15 protein-coding genes are annotated in these 14,935 nt (G+C 45.5%); 4 read left to right on the top strand and 11 right to left on the bottom strand.

Annotation, left to right across the window (positions count from 1 at the left end; translation table 11 throughout):
* Nucleotides 1-116: 116 nt before the first annotated feature.
* Complete coding sequence (locus HHK01_RS05825; protein ID WP_170006851.1) at nucleotides 117-1,586, top strand: aminotransferase class I/II-fold pyridoxal phosphate-dependent enzyme; 1,470 nt, start codon at nucleotides 117-119, stop codon at nucleotides 1,584-1,586.
* A gap of 39 nt (nucleotides 1,587-1,625) precedes the next feature.
* Here the strand turns inward: HHK01_RS05825 and HHK01_RS05820 are convergent, their stop codons facing one another.
* The 3 genes from HHK01_RS05820 to HHK01_RS05810 form a co-directional block, all read right to left on the bottom strand.
* Complete coding sequence (locus HHK01_RS05820) at nucleotides 1,626-1,805, bottom strand: VOC family protein (protein WP_322619382.1); 180 nt, start codon at nucleotides 1,803-1,805, stop codon at nucleotides 1,626-1,628.
* A 104-nt stretch (nucleotides 1,806-1,909) separates the two neighbouring features.
* Nucleotides 1,910-2,035: a GapA-binding peptide SR1P gene (locus tag HHK01_RS05815; RefSeq protein WP_170006850.1), complete on the bottom strand. Its 126-nt coding sequence runs from the start codon at nucleotides 2,033-2,035 to the stop codon at nucleotides 1,910-1,912.
* A gap of 126 nt (nucleotides 2,036-2,161) precedes the next feature.
* Nucleotides 2,162-3,058, bottom strand: a complete 897-nt coding sequence (locus HHK01_RS05810; RefSeq protein WP_228027671.1) for a polysaccharide deacetylase family protein — start codon at nucleotides 3,056-3,058, stop codon at nucleotides 2,162-2,164.
* A 197-nt stretch (nucleotides 3,059-3,255) separates the two neighbouring features.
* Between HHK01_RS05810 and HHK01_RS05805 the strand changes: the two genes are divergently transcribed.
* Nucleotides 3,256-4,761 carry a glycine betaine uptake BCCT transporter gene (locus tag HHK01_RS05805; protein ID WP_170006848.1) on the top strand — a complete coding sequence of 502 codons (1,506 nt, stop codon included), beginning with the start codon at nucleotides 3,256-3,258 and terminating at the stop codon, nucleotides 4,759-4,761.
* Between the two features lie 22 nt (nucleotides 4,762-4,783).
* On the opposite strand, the gene HHK01_RS05800 is transcribed toward HHK01_RS05805, so the two are convergent.
* The 6 genes from HHK01_RS05800 to HHK01_RS05775 form a co-directional block, all read right to left on the bottom strand.
* Entirely contained in the window at nucleotides 4,784-5,038 is a 255-nt protein-coding gene (locus HHK01_RS05800; protein WP_170006846.1) for a hypothetical protein, read from the bottom strand.
* Nucleotides 5,039-5,805: 767 nt separating this feature from the next.
* Nucleotides 5,806-7,215 (bottom strand): dihydrolipoyl dehydrogenase, encoded by a 1,410-nt coding sequence (gene lpdA / locus HHK01_RS05795; RefSeq protein ID WP_170006845.1) that lies wholly within the window; start codon nucleotides 7,213-7,215, stop codon nucleotides 5,806-5,808.
* Nucleotides 7,216-7,219: 4 nt separating this feature from the next.
* Nucleotides 7,220-8,539 carry a dihydrolipoamide acetyltransferase family protein gene (locus HHK01_RS05790; RefSeq protein ID WP_170006843.1) on the bottom strand — a complete coding sequence of 440 codons (1,320 nt, stop codon included), beginning with the start codon at nucleotides 8,537-8,539 and terminating at the stop codon, nucleotides 7,220-7,222.
* 54 nt (nucleotides 8,540-8,593) lie between these two features.
* Nucleotides 8,594-9,571 (bottom strand): alpha-ketoacid dehydrogenase subunit beta, encoded by a 978-nt coding sequence (locus HHK01_RS05785; RefSeq protein ID WP_170006842.1) that lies wholly within the window; start codon nucleotides 9,569-9,571, stop codon nucleotides 8,594-8,596.
* 3 nt (nucleotides 9,572-9,574) lie between these two features.
* Nucleotides 9,575-10,690: a pyruvate dehydrogenase (acetyl-transferring) E1 component subunit alpha gene (gene pdhA / locus HHK01_RS05780; RefSeq protein WP_170006841.1), complete on the bottom strand. Its 1,116-nt coding sequence runs from the start codon at nucleotides 10,688-10,690 to the stop codon at nucleotides 9,575-9,577.
* A 371-nt stretch (nucleotides 10,691-11,061) separates the two neighbouring features.
* Nucleotides 11,062-11,742 (bottom strand): YkyA family protein, encoded by a 681-nt coding sequence (locus HHK01_RS05775; RefSeq protein ID WP_170006840.1) that lies wholly within the window; start codon nucleotides 11,740-11,742, stop codon nucleotides 11,062-11,064.
* 215 nt (nucleotides 11,743-11,957) lie between these two features.
* Here HHK01_RS05775 and yjcZ point away from each other — a divergent pair, with 215 nt between their 5' ends.
* Nucleotides 11,958-12,092, top strand: a complete 135-nt coding sequence (yjcZ, locus tag HHK01_RS05770) for a sporulation protein YjcZ (RefSeq protein ID WP_170006839.1) — start codon at nucleotides 11,958-11,960, stop codon at nucleotides 12,090-12,092.
* A gap of 162 nt (nucleotides 12,093-12,254) precedes the next feature.
* Entirely contained in the window at nucleotides 12,255-12,815 is a 561-nt protein-coding gene (gene def / locus HHK01_RS05765; protein ID WP_170006838.1) for a peptide deformylase, read from the top strand.
* Here def and HHK01_RS05760 read toward each other — a convergent pair.
* Nucleotides 12,726-13,847, bottom strand: coding sequence for a hypothetical protein (locus tag HHK01_RS05760; RefSeq protein ID WP_170006837.1), 1,122 nt, complete (start codon nucleotides 13,845-13,847; stop codon nucleotides 12,726-12,728). The genes def and HHK01_RS05760 overlap by 90 nt on opposite strands.
* Nucleotides 13,848-13,959: 112 nt before the next feature.
* Nucleotides 13,960-14,736: a Cof-type HAD-IIB family hydrolase gene (locus tag HHK01_RS05755; RefSeq protein WP_170006836.1), complete on the bottom strand. Its 777-nt coding sequence runs from the start codon at nucleotides 14,734-14,736 to the stop codon at nucleotides 13,960-13,962.
* Between the last annotated feature and the right edge of the window lie 199 nt (nucleotides 14,737-14,935).

Here is a 14,935-nt window from a genome sequence, read left to right as displayed (position 1 = left end):
AACCTACTAGTACTCCTACTACACTCGTCCTCCTTCATCTGCTATACTTACATCTTAGTGAGCACGGCGCGAATGCGTCTGCAGCAATTGACATAAGAAAGAGGAGTTATGCCACATTGTCACAATATGAAACTCCGTTGTTCACCGGATTACGGGAACACGCGAAAAAGGATCCTGTACAATTTCATATTCCTGGACACAAAAAAGGCGCTGGTATGGATAGCACATTTCGTGAATTTATGGGCGATAAAGCGCTATCCATTGACTTAATTAACATTGCCCCATTAGATGATTTGCATCAACCGAAAGGCATGATTGCCGACGCACAAAAGTTAGCAAGTGAAGCGTTCGATTCGGATGCTACCTTCTTCAGCGTACAAGGGACAAGCGGCGCCATTATGACGATGGTGATGACCGTGTGTGGACCTGGAGAAAAAATTCTCGTCCCACGTAACGTCCATAAATCGGTTATGTCTGCGATCGTGTTTAGCGGAGCAACGCCGATTTTCATACACCCTGAAGTGGATTCTAATTATGGAATTTCTCACGGAATGAGCACGGAATCTGTAGAACGAGCGCTCACTCAGCATCCAGATGCAAAAGGACTGCTCGTCATTAACCCAACCTATTTCGGGGTCGCTTGTGATTTGCGCGCCATCGTCGAGCTTGCACATTCGTTTGACATTCCGGTGCTTGTCGATGAGGCTCACGGCGTGCACATCCATTTTCACGAGGAGCTTCCGCTGTCTGCGATGCAAGCTGGAGCGGACATGGCTGCCACCAGCGTCCACAAATTAGGCGGAGCACTTACACAAAGCTCTGTCTTAAACGTCAAAAGTGGTCTAGTATCTATTGAACGTGTGCAGTCTATTTTAAGCATGCTGACGACGACGTCCACTTCATATTTGCTGTTAGCCTCATTGGATGTAGCTCGGAAACGGTTAGCAACCGAAGGCCGCGAGCTGCTCCAAGAAACGATTCGCCTTGCGGAAGACACTAGATCTCGCTTGCAAAAAATTCCCTATTTAACTTGCTTTGGTAGAGAATACTTGCACTCAAGTGCGACATTTGACTACGACCCGACAAAGCTAACGATTTCCGTGAAGCACCTAGGGATGACGGGATATGAGGCTGAGCGCTGGCTTCGCGACAACTATCGTATCGAAGTCGAGCTTTCTGACTTGTACAACCTCCTTTGTATTGTGACACCTGGTGACTCACAATTTGAGATGGATGTATTAGTCGAGGCGTTAACGAGCATGTCCGAGCAGTTTTCACCACACGCCCATACGAAAGAAGTGACAGTTCTCTTGCCAGATATCCCTCTGTTAAGCATGTCACCACGGGATGCCTTCTACGCAGAAACCGAGCTCGTCCCATTAGACGACGCGATCGGCCGCATTATCGCAGAATTTATTATGGTCTACCCTCCTGGAATCCCGATCTTCATTCCAGGCGAAATCATCACAGAAGAGAACGTGTACTACATTCATAAAAACATCGAGGCTGGACTTCCGGTGCAAGGACCAGAAGACCCAGAATGCAAAGTCGTTCGCGTGATTAAAGAGCAGCGAGCGATTCGGTAACGAAAAAAGAACGGGCCGGTGCGGCTCGTTCTTTTTTCGTTATTTTTGATTAAGATCCCAAATCACACCGAAGATATCCTTCACTTTAGCGTACTTTGCTCCCCAAAACGTATCTTGAATCTCCATAAGAACAGTACCCTTCTCACTCAACGCAGCATACGTCGTTTGGATTTGATACTCGCTATCAAATTCCAAAACTGGTGAGATGTTATTCCCCACCTGAACAGACTGCCCCGGAAATTGGATCTATGTTAATCAAATTCTATCAGATCCCTTCTTTGCAAAAATAACTCTCAAAAAAAGAACCCAGCATCAGCTGGGTTTTACTCTTCTCCCTTTGTTTCCCCTTCACCTGTACAACTCGGACACTGTGCGAATAGCACTGACACCTTTTCATCGTCAAACGTGTCAATCATCGCATTACAAGAAGCGCAGACAATCGTTCCCATGCTCCTTCTCCCCTTTGTTCGTGATAAAAAATGTAGTACACTTTTCGAATGTAACTCTATAATAATATAACACTATTCACATTTCAAGCTTAAATTGTATGTCACATTAAGAATACGGTTGTCTTATTACCTCTCCGCTTCTTCAGTCGGTGAACTATCAATGAGATCTGGGTCTACTGGCGCGAATCCCTTTGTAGCTAATCCTTCGACGATTCCTTGTAACGCTTTGGCTGTCCAAGCGCGATCATGCGTCAGTAGGTTGGCGCCATTTGTTAGTAGTGGTGTGTTTACCATAATATCTGTTAAGGCGCTGGCATTTTGGTACTCTGCTTCCCAGTCGTATCCGTACGTCCAGTTCATATAGGTCATTCCTTCTTCTGCCACAATCGCTTTTGATACGTCAGTGTTTTGCCCAAATGGGGCGCGGAAAAAGCGTGGGCGCTCTCCCGTAATTTCTTCAATTCGATCGCTTACGGAAATGATTTCTTCTCGTTGTTCGGCTTCGGACAAATCTTGAAGTGAAGCGTGTGAAATGGTGTGGTTTCCAATTTCAAAGCCGAGTTCGTGAATCTGTTTCAAAGTTTGTGCTTGTTCTTCCGATCGCAAAAAGCGTCCGTTCACAAAAAAGATGGCAGGCACGTCCAATTCGTGTAGCGTTTGTGCCATTTGTAGTCCATGTTTGTCTGGGGCATCGTCAATGGTTAACAGATAGACTTGTTCCGGTGTACCTTCCTCTATCGGCGCAACAGTCCAGTTTGCCTCATTGATACGGTACAAAGGTTTTTGTACTTCTATCGTCTTTTCTTGGTCGGTTGGTTCTGTTTCTTGGGAACTTTCGTCCGTCGTTGTGTCTTCTTTAGGTGACTCTTCTTTCACTTCTTCATCTACTACTTCTTCTACTTCTTCTTCTACAACGACTTCTTCTGTTATGTCCTCATACTCTGGTGCAATTCCTGCCTCGCTTAACCCACAACCACCAACTAACATAGAGAGTGGCACGAGCATTGTCCACTGCTTTTTCACGCTTGCCAGCTCCTTTACGTATTGCTGGTGCCGAGCACATCGTTTGACACAACTCGTGCAAAACCTTTACAATGCAGGACGTGCTTTTGGCTTCTCTTACCAGTATACATAGAGGATGTAAATCACTCTACCCCCTTTTTTGGATGAACCTAGGGTAGAACGCTCACACTATAGTAAGGAAAGGATGAGATATACATATGAAAAAACTGACACCAGTCTTTACAATTTCGGTGACACTCGCAGTTTTGTTCATTATTTGGGGACTTATTCCCGAAACGGTTTTGCAAAATGCGAGTCTCCGGGCAGTCACACAAGTAGTGAATGACGTCATTTTAGATCAATTTGGCTGGTTTTATATGATCTCTACTACCATTTTTCTTGGCTTTGTTTTGTTTTTAATTTTTTCAAAGTACGGAAGCATTCGGTTAGGACAGGACGATGAAAAACCAGAATACAGTTATTTGAGCTGGTTTGCGATGCTATTCAGTGCTGGGATGGGAATTGGTCTTGTCTTTTGGGGCGCTGGCGAACCGATGTTTCACTATTACTACCCACCGACTGGAGAAGCAGCTACGGCACAGGCAGCAGAGGACGCCATTCGCTATTCCTTTTTCCACTGGGGACTTCATCCGTGGGCGGTGTACGCTGTTATTGCTCTCGCTTTAGCTTATTTTCAATTCCGGAAGCGAAAGCCTGGGGTGATTAGCACGCTAGTGGAACCGGTGTTAGGTGATCGTGCACAAGGCGGGATTGGAAAACTCGTAGATATTCTTGCGGTGTTTGCGACTATTTTTGGTGTTGCCACTTCATTAGGCATTGGAGCTGCGCAGATTTCTGGAGGGTTGAATTACGTCAATGGAGGGATCCCCAATACGTTTTCGACTCAACTCATCATCATTGCGGTTGTGACGGTGTTGTTTCTGTTATCAGCGCAAACAGGATTAAATCGAGGAATTAAATACTTAAGCAATGTCAACATTATTTTGGCCTTGCTACTTATGTTGTTCGTATTTATCCTCGGACCGACGAATTACATTTTGCAGTTGTTCTCTACTGCGTTCGGTAAATATTTGCAAACCTTGCCAGACATGAGCTTGCGACTAGCCCCTTTTGATCCGGACAACAGTTGGTACAAAGATTGGCCAATCTTCTATTGGGCCTGGTGGATCTCATGGTCTCCGTTTGTTGGTTCGTTTATTGCCCGTGTTTCGAAGGGAAGAACGGTACGGGAATTTATTATCGGGGTATTAGGAGTTCCAACAATTTTTGGAGCAATTTGGTTTTCTGTATTCGGTGGGAGTGCGATTTACTTCGACTTTTTCGAGAATAGTTCTATTCTCGGCCCCATTGAATCGATCGGGGAAGAAGTCGCTTTGTTCGCGCTCTTTGAGAACTTCCCATTGACGATGCTCATATCAATTTTAGCGATTTTCTTAATTAGTACATTCTTCATTACATCAGCAGACTCTGCCACGTTCGTACTCGGCATGTTGACGACAAACGGCAGCTTGAATCCACCGAACTCCGTCAAATTTGTTTGGGGCTTAATCATTTCTGCTACGGCTGCTATTTTGCTCTCGATTGGAGGGCTAGCAGCGTTACAGCGGGCATCGATTATTGCCGCCCTACCGTTTACCGTTGTGCTGCTTCTCATTGTGATCTCGCTAGTTAAAGCCTTTGCCAAAGAGATGAAGAACGACTAACTCATAAATAGCCACCTTTCCGTTATAGGAGGGTGGCTATTTGTAAAGCATGAAAGATCCATTGACCTGCAAAAAATGTGGCAGCACTCACACACGTTAGTACAAAAGAACGTTTCGCATAGGCGAGAAATTTTTTTGCGATCAGATAGGCTATGTAAAAAAACACACCAAACATGAGCAGATCAAAAACAGTCCCGTCGTAGGAAGACGCCCACAACGAAAGTGCCAGCACACTCCACCATCCCCATAAAAGTAAGCAAAGTAGAAATGATCTCATTATGACTCCTACCTTTCACAAACCGTACAAGCCTTGTTACTTGAGCATATGCGGTACAGTGTATTTCCATGAATGTTGATGGTAACTTCATACTTTACATCGTGCCGGTGTCTGAGCATTCCTCCCTAAGTCTGAGCATCCCCCCCTAAGTCTGAGCATTCCTCCCTGAGTCTGAGCATCCCTCCCTGAGTCTGAGCATTCCTCTCTAAGTCTGAGCATTCCTCTCTAAGTCTGAGCATTCCTCCCTAAGTCTGAGCATTCCTCCCTGAGTCTGAGCATTCCTCCCTAAGTCTGAGCATTCCCCCCTAAGTCTGAGCATCCCTCTCTAAGTCTGAGCATCCCTCTCTAAGTCTGAGCATCCCTCCCTGAGTCTGAGCATCCCTCCCTGAGTCTGAGCATCCCTCCCTGAGTCTGAGCATTCCTCTCTAAGTCTGAGCATTCCTCCCTAAGTCTGAGCATCCCCCCCCCAGTCTGAGCATCCCTCCCTAAGTCTGAGCATTCCTCTCTAAGTCTGAGCATTCCTCCCTGAGTCTGAGCATTCCTCCCTGAGTCTGAGCATTCCTCCCTGAGTCTGAGCATTCCTCCCTGAGTCTGAGCATCCCCCCTAAGTCTGAGCATTCCTCCCCAAGTCTGAGCATCCCTCCCCAAGTCTGAGCATCCCTCCCTAAGTCTGAGCACCCCCCTAAGTCTGAGCATTCCCGTTTTTGCTATGCAAAAAAGCATCCGCTGCACAAAATGCAACGAATGCTTTTTCAATAAGATGTACATTACTTCACAATATGAATCGGGCTTCCGATCGCTACTTCTGCTGCTTCCATTGTGATTTCTCCGAGCGTTGGGTGCGCGTGGATGGTCATCGCAATGTCCTCAGCTGTCATGCCTGCTTCGATCGCTAGACCTAGCTCTGCAATCATATCAGAAGCGGATGGGCCAGCGATTTGGGCACCGATGACGAGTCCGTCGTCTTTGCGTGTGACGAGTTTAAGGAATCCGTCAGAGTTGTTCAAAGCGAGTGAGCGTCCGTTCGCTGCGAATGGGAATTTCGCCGCATTCACTTCATAGCCTGCGTCTTTCGCTTCTTTTTCTGTGTAACCGACTGTAGCTAGCTCAGGATCTGAGAAGACAACGGCTGGAATAGCCAAATAGTCGATTTCAGCTGGCTCACCAGAGATCGCTTCAGCTGCTACTTTTCCTTCATAGGAAGCTTTGTGCGCAAGCTGTGGACCTTCTACGATATCACCAATTGCGTAAATGTTTTTCACATTAGTGCGTGCTTGTTTGTCGATTTTCACGAGGCCTCTTTCTGACATTTCAATGCCGACTTCTTCGAGACCCATTTCATCTGTGTTTGGACGACGACCGACTGTCACGAGAACGTAGTCTGCTTCAACTGTTTCTTCGTTACCTTTTGCTTCGTACGTTACTTTTACGCCACTATCAGATTCTTCAACACCTTTTGCCATCGCTTTCGTAACGACAGTAACGCCTTTCTTCTTCAAGCCACGCTTTACGAGAGAAGACATTTGCTTCTCAAAGCCCATTAAGATGTCGTCTCCGCCTTCAAGGATGGTGACTTCTGATCCAAGGTTTGCATACGCTGTGCCAAGCTCAGTTCCGATGTAACCACCACCAATGACGACAAGCTTTTTCGGTACTTCTTGTAGATCCAAAGCGCCAGTTGAGTTCAATACGCGCTCTGAGAATTTGAAGCTCGGAATTTCGACAGGGCGAGATCCAGTTGCGATGATCGCGTTTTTGAACTTATATGTTTGTGCGGAATTTTCATCCATGACACGAACTGTTTCGCTATCAACGAAATATGCTTCGCCTTTCACGATGTCTACGCTGTTCCCTTTTAACAGGCCTTCTACTCCGCCTGTTAACTTTTTCACAACACTCTGTTTCCACTCTTGTGCTTTTGAGAAATCAAGCGTCACGTTTTCTGCTTGGATCCCCAAATCATCACTATGCTTGGCATGTTCAAAGCGGTGCCCTACATTGATGATGGCTTTTGATGGAATACAGCCTACGTTTAAGCAAACTCCACCAAGTTCACCTTTTTCTACGATTGTTACTTTTTGACCGAGTTGAGCTGCACGGATTGCTGCTACGTAGCCTCCAGGACCTGAGCCAACGATGAGCGTATCTGTTTCGACAGGAAAGTCTCCTACTACCATTTGTTTACGCCTCCATTAATAAAAGTTCAGGATCGTTCAACAAGCGTTTAATAAGGTTCAACGCGTTTTGTGCTGTAGCACCATCGATGATGCGGTGATCGAAGCTAAGTGAAAGGGCTAATACTGGAGCAGCTACGATTTCACCGTCTTTGACAACAGGCTTTTCTGCGATGCGCCCGATACCAAGGATCGCTACTTCTGGGTGATTAATCAGTGGAGTGAACCATTGACCGCCTGCAGATCCAATATTCGTAATCGTGCATGACGCCCCTTTCATCTCCTCAGCACTTAGTTTACCATCTCTTGCTTTTGTGGCAAGTTCATTGATTTGATCTGAAATGGCAAACATGCTCTTTCTATCAGCATCCTTCACAACTGGCACCATCAAACCTTTGTCAGTATCTGCTGCGATTCCGATGTTGAAGTAGTGCTTATGAATAATTTCGCTTGTTTCGTCGTCGATTGACGTGTTCAACGTTGGATACTCGCGAAGCGCACTCACTAACGCTTTGACAACGTATGGTAAGAAAGTGAGCTTAATGTTTCTTTCTGCAGCCACTTCTTTGAAGCGCTTGCGGTGTGAAACGAGCTTCGTTACGTCAATCTCATCCATAAGCGTCACGTGAGGTGCTGTATGTTTCGATTTCACCATAGCTTTGGAGATCGCTTTCCGGATACCGCTCATTTTCTCACGAGTTTCCGGATATTGACCTTCAGGAATCGCTTGTTTAGCTGGTCCCGTAGCTTCTTCAGCTTTTGCTTCAGGTGCTGTCGCTTCAGGTGCTTTTTGTCCGCCCGCTTTGAAGCTGTCAATGTCGTCTTTTAGAACGCGACCATTTTTGCCGCTACCCGCTACTTGGCGAATGTCGATGTCTTGTTCGCGCGCGTATTTACGGACTGATGGCATCGCAATGACGCGACGATTTGGATCGACTTCTTTTTGTTGAGCTGGCTCACTTTTAGGTGTTTGCTCTTTTTCTTCAGACTCTTTTGCTGCGTCCTTTTTCGGAGCTTTTTCTTGTTTAGGCTCTTCCTTCTTCGGCTCTTCTTTTGGTTCGTCGCTACCAGTATCGCCACTGTCGTAACCAGGTGCATCAAACGTGATGATCGTGTCGCCTACGACTGCAGTCACACCTTCTTCGACTTTAATTTCTTCTACTTTACCGTCAACAGGACAAGGAATCTCTACGACAGCTTTGTCGTTTTGTACTTCACAAAGGACATCATCTTCTTTGACTTCATCGCCTGGTTTGACAAACCACTTGACGATTTCCCCTTCATGAATTCCTTCCCCGATATCTGGTAGCTTAAATTCAAATGCCACTATGGGGACCTCCTTTTAGGTTTCGGTTTATTTTAAGCTCTGTTTTGCTAATCATTAAAAGTCTAATACTTTTTTCGCTGTTACTAGAATGTCTTTATAGTTAGGTAGCCATACTTCTTCCGCTTGTGAGAACGCGAATACTGTGTCAGGAGCTGTTACACGCAATACTGGAGCTTCTAGGCTAAGAATCGCACGGTCGTTAATTTCCGCCACGACATTCGCTGCTACTCCTGCTTGCTTTTGTGCTTCTTGTACAACGATCACTCGCCCTGTTTTTTCAACAGAAGCAATAATCGTATCAATGTCTAGTGGACTCACCGTACGAAGATCAACAACTTCAACGGATACATCTTCCTTCTCAAGCTCGTCTGCTGCTTTTAGTGATTCCTGCACCATCGCGCCGTAAGTCACGATCGTTAAGTCTGTACCTTCACGTTTAATGTCTGCTTTGCCAAGAGGAATGGTGTACTCTTCTTCAGGCACATCTTGGCGGAAAGAGCGGTATAGCTTCATATGCTCAAGGAAAATAACCGGATCGTTATCGCGGATCGCAGAAATAAGTAACCCTTTTGCGTCGTATGGAGTAGATGGAATGACCACTTTCAAACCTGGTGATTGGGCCATTAATCCTTCTAAGCTATCTGCATGCATTTCCGGCGTGTGAACACCACCACCAAATGGTGAGCGAATCGTAACTGGTGCATTGTAGCGACCACCAGAACGATAACGCATACGTGCTAATTGCCCAGAGATCGAGTCCATGACTTCAAAGACGAACCCAAAGAACTGGATCTCGGGTACTGGACGGTATCCTTGCAAGCTCAAACCAACAGCAAGCCCCCCAATTCCTGATTCAGCAAGCGGTGTATCGAATACGCGATCTTCGCCGAATTCCTTTTGTAAACCTTCTGTCGCACGGAACACCCCGCCGTTCACACCAACATCTTCTCCAAAAACGAGGACTTGCTCGTCATTTTTCAGTTCGGTGCGAAGTGCGTCCGTGATCGCTTGAATCATCGTCATTTGCGCCATGGCTTACTTCGACTCCTTCTCTTTATAAATTTCCATTTGTTCTTGTAGATTGTGTGGTAGTTCCTCAAACATATTAGAGATCAAGTCAGTGACTTTTTGCTTTGGAGCAGCGTCTGCCTTTTTGATCGCATCTTTAATGTCTTCTTTCGCTTGCTCAATCACTTCGTTTTCCATCTCTTCGCTCCATAATTTTTTCCCCTCAAGGAACTTACGGAAACGAACGAGCGGATCCTTCTTCTCCCACTCATCTTCGGTGTCAGACGTACGATAGCGGGTTGGATCGTCACCTGCCATTGTATGCGGACCGTAACGGAAGCAAAGCGTTTCGATAAGCGTTGGACCTTCCCCGTTAATCGCGCGCTCACGAGCATCCTTCGTCACAGCATAAACAGCAAGCGGGTCCATCCCATCAACAACAACGCCAGGAATACCAGCTGCTAACGCTTTTTGAGCAAGTGTCTTAGACGCAGATTGTACTTCAACAGGGGTAGAAATAGCGTATTGGTTGTTTTGAACGAAGAAGAGTGCTGGCGCTTTAAATGCACCGGCAAAGTTAATTCCTTCATAGAAATCCCCTTGACTTGTTCCACCGTCACCTGTATACGTAACGGCAACAGACTTTGACTTGCTTTTCTTCATACCTAGTGCTACACCAGCTGCTTGTATATATTGCGCACCGATAATAATTTGTGGTGAAATGACGTTGACGCCTTCAGGAATTTGGTTTCCCTGGAAGTGTCCACGAGAGAACAAAAACGCTTGATATAGCGGCAAACCGTGCCAAACAATTTGTGGAACATCACGGTAACCTGGAAGGATAAAGTCTTCCTTCTCAAGTGCAAACTGGGAGGCAATTTGAGATGCCTCTTGACCTGCTGTTGGCGCGTAGAAACCTAAGCGTCCTTGGCGGTTTAATGAAATAGAACGTTGATCAAGAATACGCGTAAATACCATGCGCTTCATTAATTCTTGCAACTGTTCATCTGAGAGGTCTGGCATAGCATCTTGATTCACTACTTCGCCTTCCTCATTTAAGATTTGAAACGTTACAAACTGGGCATCCACAGACTCCAATTGTTTCTTTGGATCAAACTGCATAGATTTTGTTTTGGAAGCCATTCGTTGTCACCTCTTCCTTTCTCACTAAAGGTCTTCATTACTCATACTTCTTAGGGTACCCAAAAGGTTTCTTGCTTAGAGAGGAATTTTCCATTTCCTTCGACAAAATGATGTATAGAATCTGTATTAGCAGAGAATCTATATTTTAGTAATACACTCTCTCTTCACTTAACAGTTTACACTAGATGAATTTAATCGGTCAATGTATGAACACTGGCCTTTCGAGAAATTCTCTTACTTGCTTTATTTCATTTGTAACACTTCTGTATTAGTTGAAGGGTGGATCTCTGTACTACAAACAACCTTGTTAAGTTTTTCTTTGTATTAGTACAATAAAAAAAGGACCCTATGAAAGGATCCTCTTTCCACTATTACACCTCTGCTTCTTCATTATCAACGAGCCCAGCGTTTTCATAAAATGTACGTTTCGCTTCATTATAATTATTTGTCGCATCGTTAAAGGCATCGTGCTTGGCAGACAGATCTTCGTAGGAAGCATTCACTTCTTCGATTTGTGCCTTTAACGCCTCCAAAGTAAGCTCTTTATCTTGAAACAACTCATACAGTTCTTGATCCAATCGTAGCGATTGTTGATACGATTCATTCAATGCATCGTACGCTTCGTATCTTTTCGTCATTAGATCAAGAAGTGAACGAGCTTCTTCTTCCGCGATGCCTTCTTCCATACCTTCTACAATATCAAATGCGCCTGCGAATGTATTTTGGGAAGATTGAATGGCTTCTTGCTCTGTCATTACTAGCTCTTTTCGTTCTGCCACTGAAGCAAGAGCTTTATCGGAAATTTCTACAATTTGATCAAATTCTTCAAGGCTCAGCTCAATTATTTGATTGTAATACTCAGATTCCTGCCGTTCGCGTTCTTGAAGTGGTTCTTGTTGGGCTACAAATGCTTCTTCCACAACAACCGTTTCTTCCATAATATCGAACAGCTTTTCTTCCGGAGATGCCTGCTGTGTGCAAGCGGCGATTACCATCGTCATCAGTAGGACAAGAATCGTAAGAAATAGACGCGATTGCTTTTGTTTCGACATACACTGACCTCCATAACCTGACATGTTTTACTATATCGATGGCTGCTACGTTTGACAATAGGCTTGTCCAACCCTTTTGTAATTTGTAGCTAGTATATTCGGGAGATCTTCGTATATGACTAGGCCCTCACCTATACAAAAATCTTTCTTCTTACATACGATGAAAGTAGTCGCCCGGCAAGGAGGCGGCAAGTATTTCGAAGGAGGAGTATATTATGTGTGGATACGGTGGATACGGCTATGGAGGATATGGCTACGGAGGCGCTGGTTATGGCGCTGGTGGCACCTTTGCGCTTGTAGTCGTACTGTTTATTTTGCTCATTATCATCGGTGCAGTTTGCTGGGGATAAACTCCCATAAATTTCAAAAAATGCAAGGCTCGTAGTTGGAAACTTCTACGAGTCTTTTTTTTTGCACAAGGGAGTTGAAGTGTGGGCTTGTTGTTCTTGAGTTTCTAGGCTTTGTCACGTACACTTACAAGAGCTAAATTAAGTTCATGAGGTGAAACACACATGATTACAATGAAAGACATCATTCGTGACGGACATCCTGCACTCCGTAAACGTGCAAAAGAGGTACCTGTTCCACTAACAAAAGAAGATCGGGAACTTCTTTTGGACATGCTTGAGTTTCTCGAGAATAGTCAAGATCCCCATCTTGCAGAACAATATGATCTGCGAGCTGGTGTTGGATTGGCTGCTCCTCAATTAAACATAAGTAAGCGCATGTTTGCAGTACTTATTGAGGATGATGATGGCAACGAATACCGGTACGGTTTAGCAAACCCGAAAATTGTCTCCCATTCCGTCAAGAAAGCATACTTAACTTCCGGGGAAGGTTGCCTTTCTGTTGATGAGAACATTCCTGGATATGTCCCACGCTACGACAAAATAACCATTACAGGCATCGACCATAATGGCAATGAAGTAAAGCTTCGCCTCCGCGGACTTGTCTCGATTGTGTTTCAACACGAATATGACCATTTAAACGGTGTGATGTTCTACGATCATATTGACGAAAAAGATCCTTTTGCTCCGATTCCGAACAGTAAACCGATCGGTGACGAGGAGTAAGGATACAGATACTAGCAAAAAAGCTCGGGCTTTTTGTAAAATAAGCCGAGCTTTTTTGTGTTCTCGCGGATATATTCCCCTGATCGCGGATATCTGCTCCTGATCGCGGATATATTCCCCCGACCGCGGATATCTGCTCCTGATCGCGGATATATTCCCCTGATCGCGGATATATTCTCCTGATCGCGGATATATTCCCCCGACCGCGGATATCTGCCTCTGATCGCGGATATCTGCTCCTGATCGCGGATATATTCCCCTGATCGCGGATATATTCTCCTGATCGCGGATATCTGCTCCTGATCGCGGATATATTCCCCCGACCGCGGATATATTCCCCTGACCGCGGATATCTGCTCCTGATCGCGGATATATTCCCCCGACCGCGGATATCTGCTCCTGATCGCGGATATATTCCCCTGACCGCGGATATATTCCCCTGATCGCGGATATATTCCCCTGACCGCGGATATATTCCCCTGATCGCGGATATATTCCCCTGATCGGGGATATCTGCTCCTGATCGCGGATATATTCCCCCGACCGCGGATATCTGCTCCTGATCGCGGATATCTGCCTCTGATCGCGGATATCTGCCTCTGATCGCGGATATCTGCTCCTGATCGCGGATATATTCCCCTGATCGCGGATATATTCCCCTGACCGCGGATATCTGCCTCTGATCGCGGATATCAGCTCCTGACCGCGGATATCTGCTCCCGACCGCGGATATCTGCCTCTGATCGCGGATATATTCCCCTGATCGCGGATATATTCCCCTGACCGCGGATATATTCTCCTGATCGCGGATATATTCCCCTGATCGCGGATATCTGCCTCTGATCGCGGATATATTCCCCTGATCGCGGATATATTCCCCTGATCGCGGATATCTGCCTCTGATCGCGGATATCTGCTCCTGACCGCGGATATCTGCTCCTGACCGCGGATATATTCCTCTGATCGCGGATATATTCCCCTGACCGCGGATATATCCCTTTGTTTATGTATTACACTTAGTAATCCGTCCACTTTCCTAATCCAAAAATGACTTCTTTCGCATTCCAACCTTCATCCCTAGACTCTCGGGGAATTTAGTAGAAGCCACATTATCTGATCTATTCAAACTAAAGCCATCCACTGTCTATTTTAACAACCCCAACTCGCGCAATCCTTTCACAATTCCATCCTTATCGACGTCATCGGTTACATAATCCGCACACCTTTTCGCCTTCTCATGCGCATTCCCCATCGCTACACCGTGCCCGACTGCTTCTAACATTTCTAAATCGTTGAGTCCGTCCCCAAACGCATACACATCTTCCATGCGAAAGCCTAATTTTTTGATCATCTCTTGAATACCACGCGCTTTGGATCCTCCTTTTGGCAGGACATCCATGGAATGTTCATGCCATCGAATAAAGTGCAGCTCAGGATATTCGTTCCAGTACACTTCCTCTTCTTTTTCATCACAAAAGAGAAGCGCTTGGTAAATAGGGTCTTCCTCATAATAAGTAGGTCCCATTTCAGGATGTTCAAATTGAAGAGAACCCATCGCACTCGTAATTTTCTTGTGTTCTGCTACAGACGCTCGCATCGTGTGATCGCTCAAGTACACAAGTGGATGCCCTAGTTCCTTTGCATGCTCCGTAAGTGTCTTCAACGTATTGGGTGGCAGCGCATTCCAGACAATTGGCTCGCCTTCAAAGACAACATACTGCCCATTAAAACTAACAAAAGAGTCAATCCCCAATTCCTCGCGTAGTCCAGAAAACATAAAGGGAGCTCGACCAGTCGCAATGGCTGTATACACCCCATTTTGTTGTAGTGTAGCAATTGCTTCCTTTGTAGATACTGGTAGCTGTTTATCATGGTCAAGCAAAGTACCGTCTATATCAAAAAACACGATTTTGTTATGCATTGTGTCACCTCCTCTGATTCATTGTCCTGCTGCAAGCTGTAACTGTCAAATCTTCTTTCCATCAATCCCCATGAGAAATTTGCCCCACTGTGAGGGAAACTACTTTCAAAAAGAAATTCGCGTGCAAAAGGAGTGTACTAGTACATGATTAAAAAGCTCCGTAAAAAACTAAAAAATCAGTGGAAAGACATGATGAAAA

This window comes from Bacillus fonticola (assembly GCF_012955605.1).
GTDB lineage: Bacteria > Bacillota > Bacilli > Bacillales > JC228 > Bacillus_CG > Bacillus_CG fonticola.
Note: the sequence above shows the minus strand (reverse complement) of the source record. Positions and strands in the feature narration are given on the sequence as shown.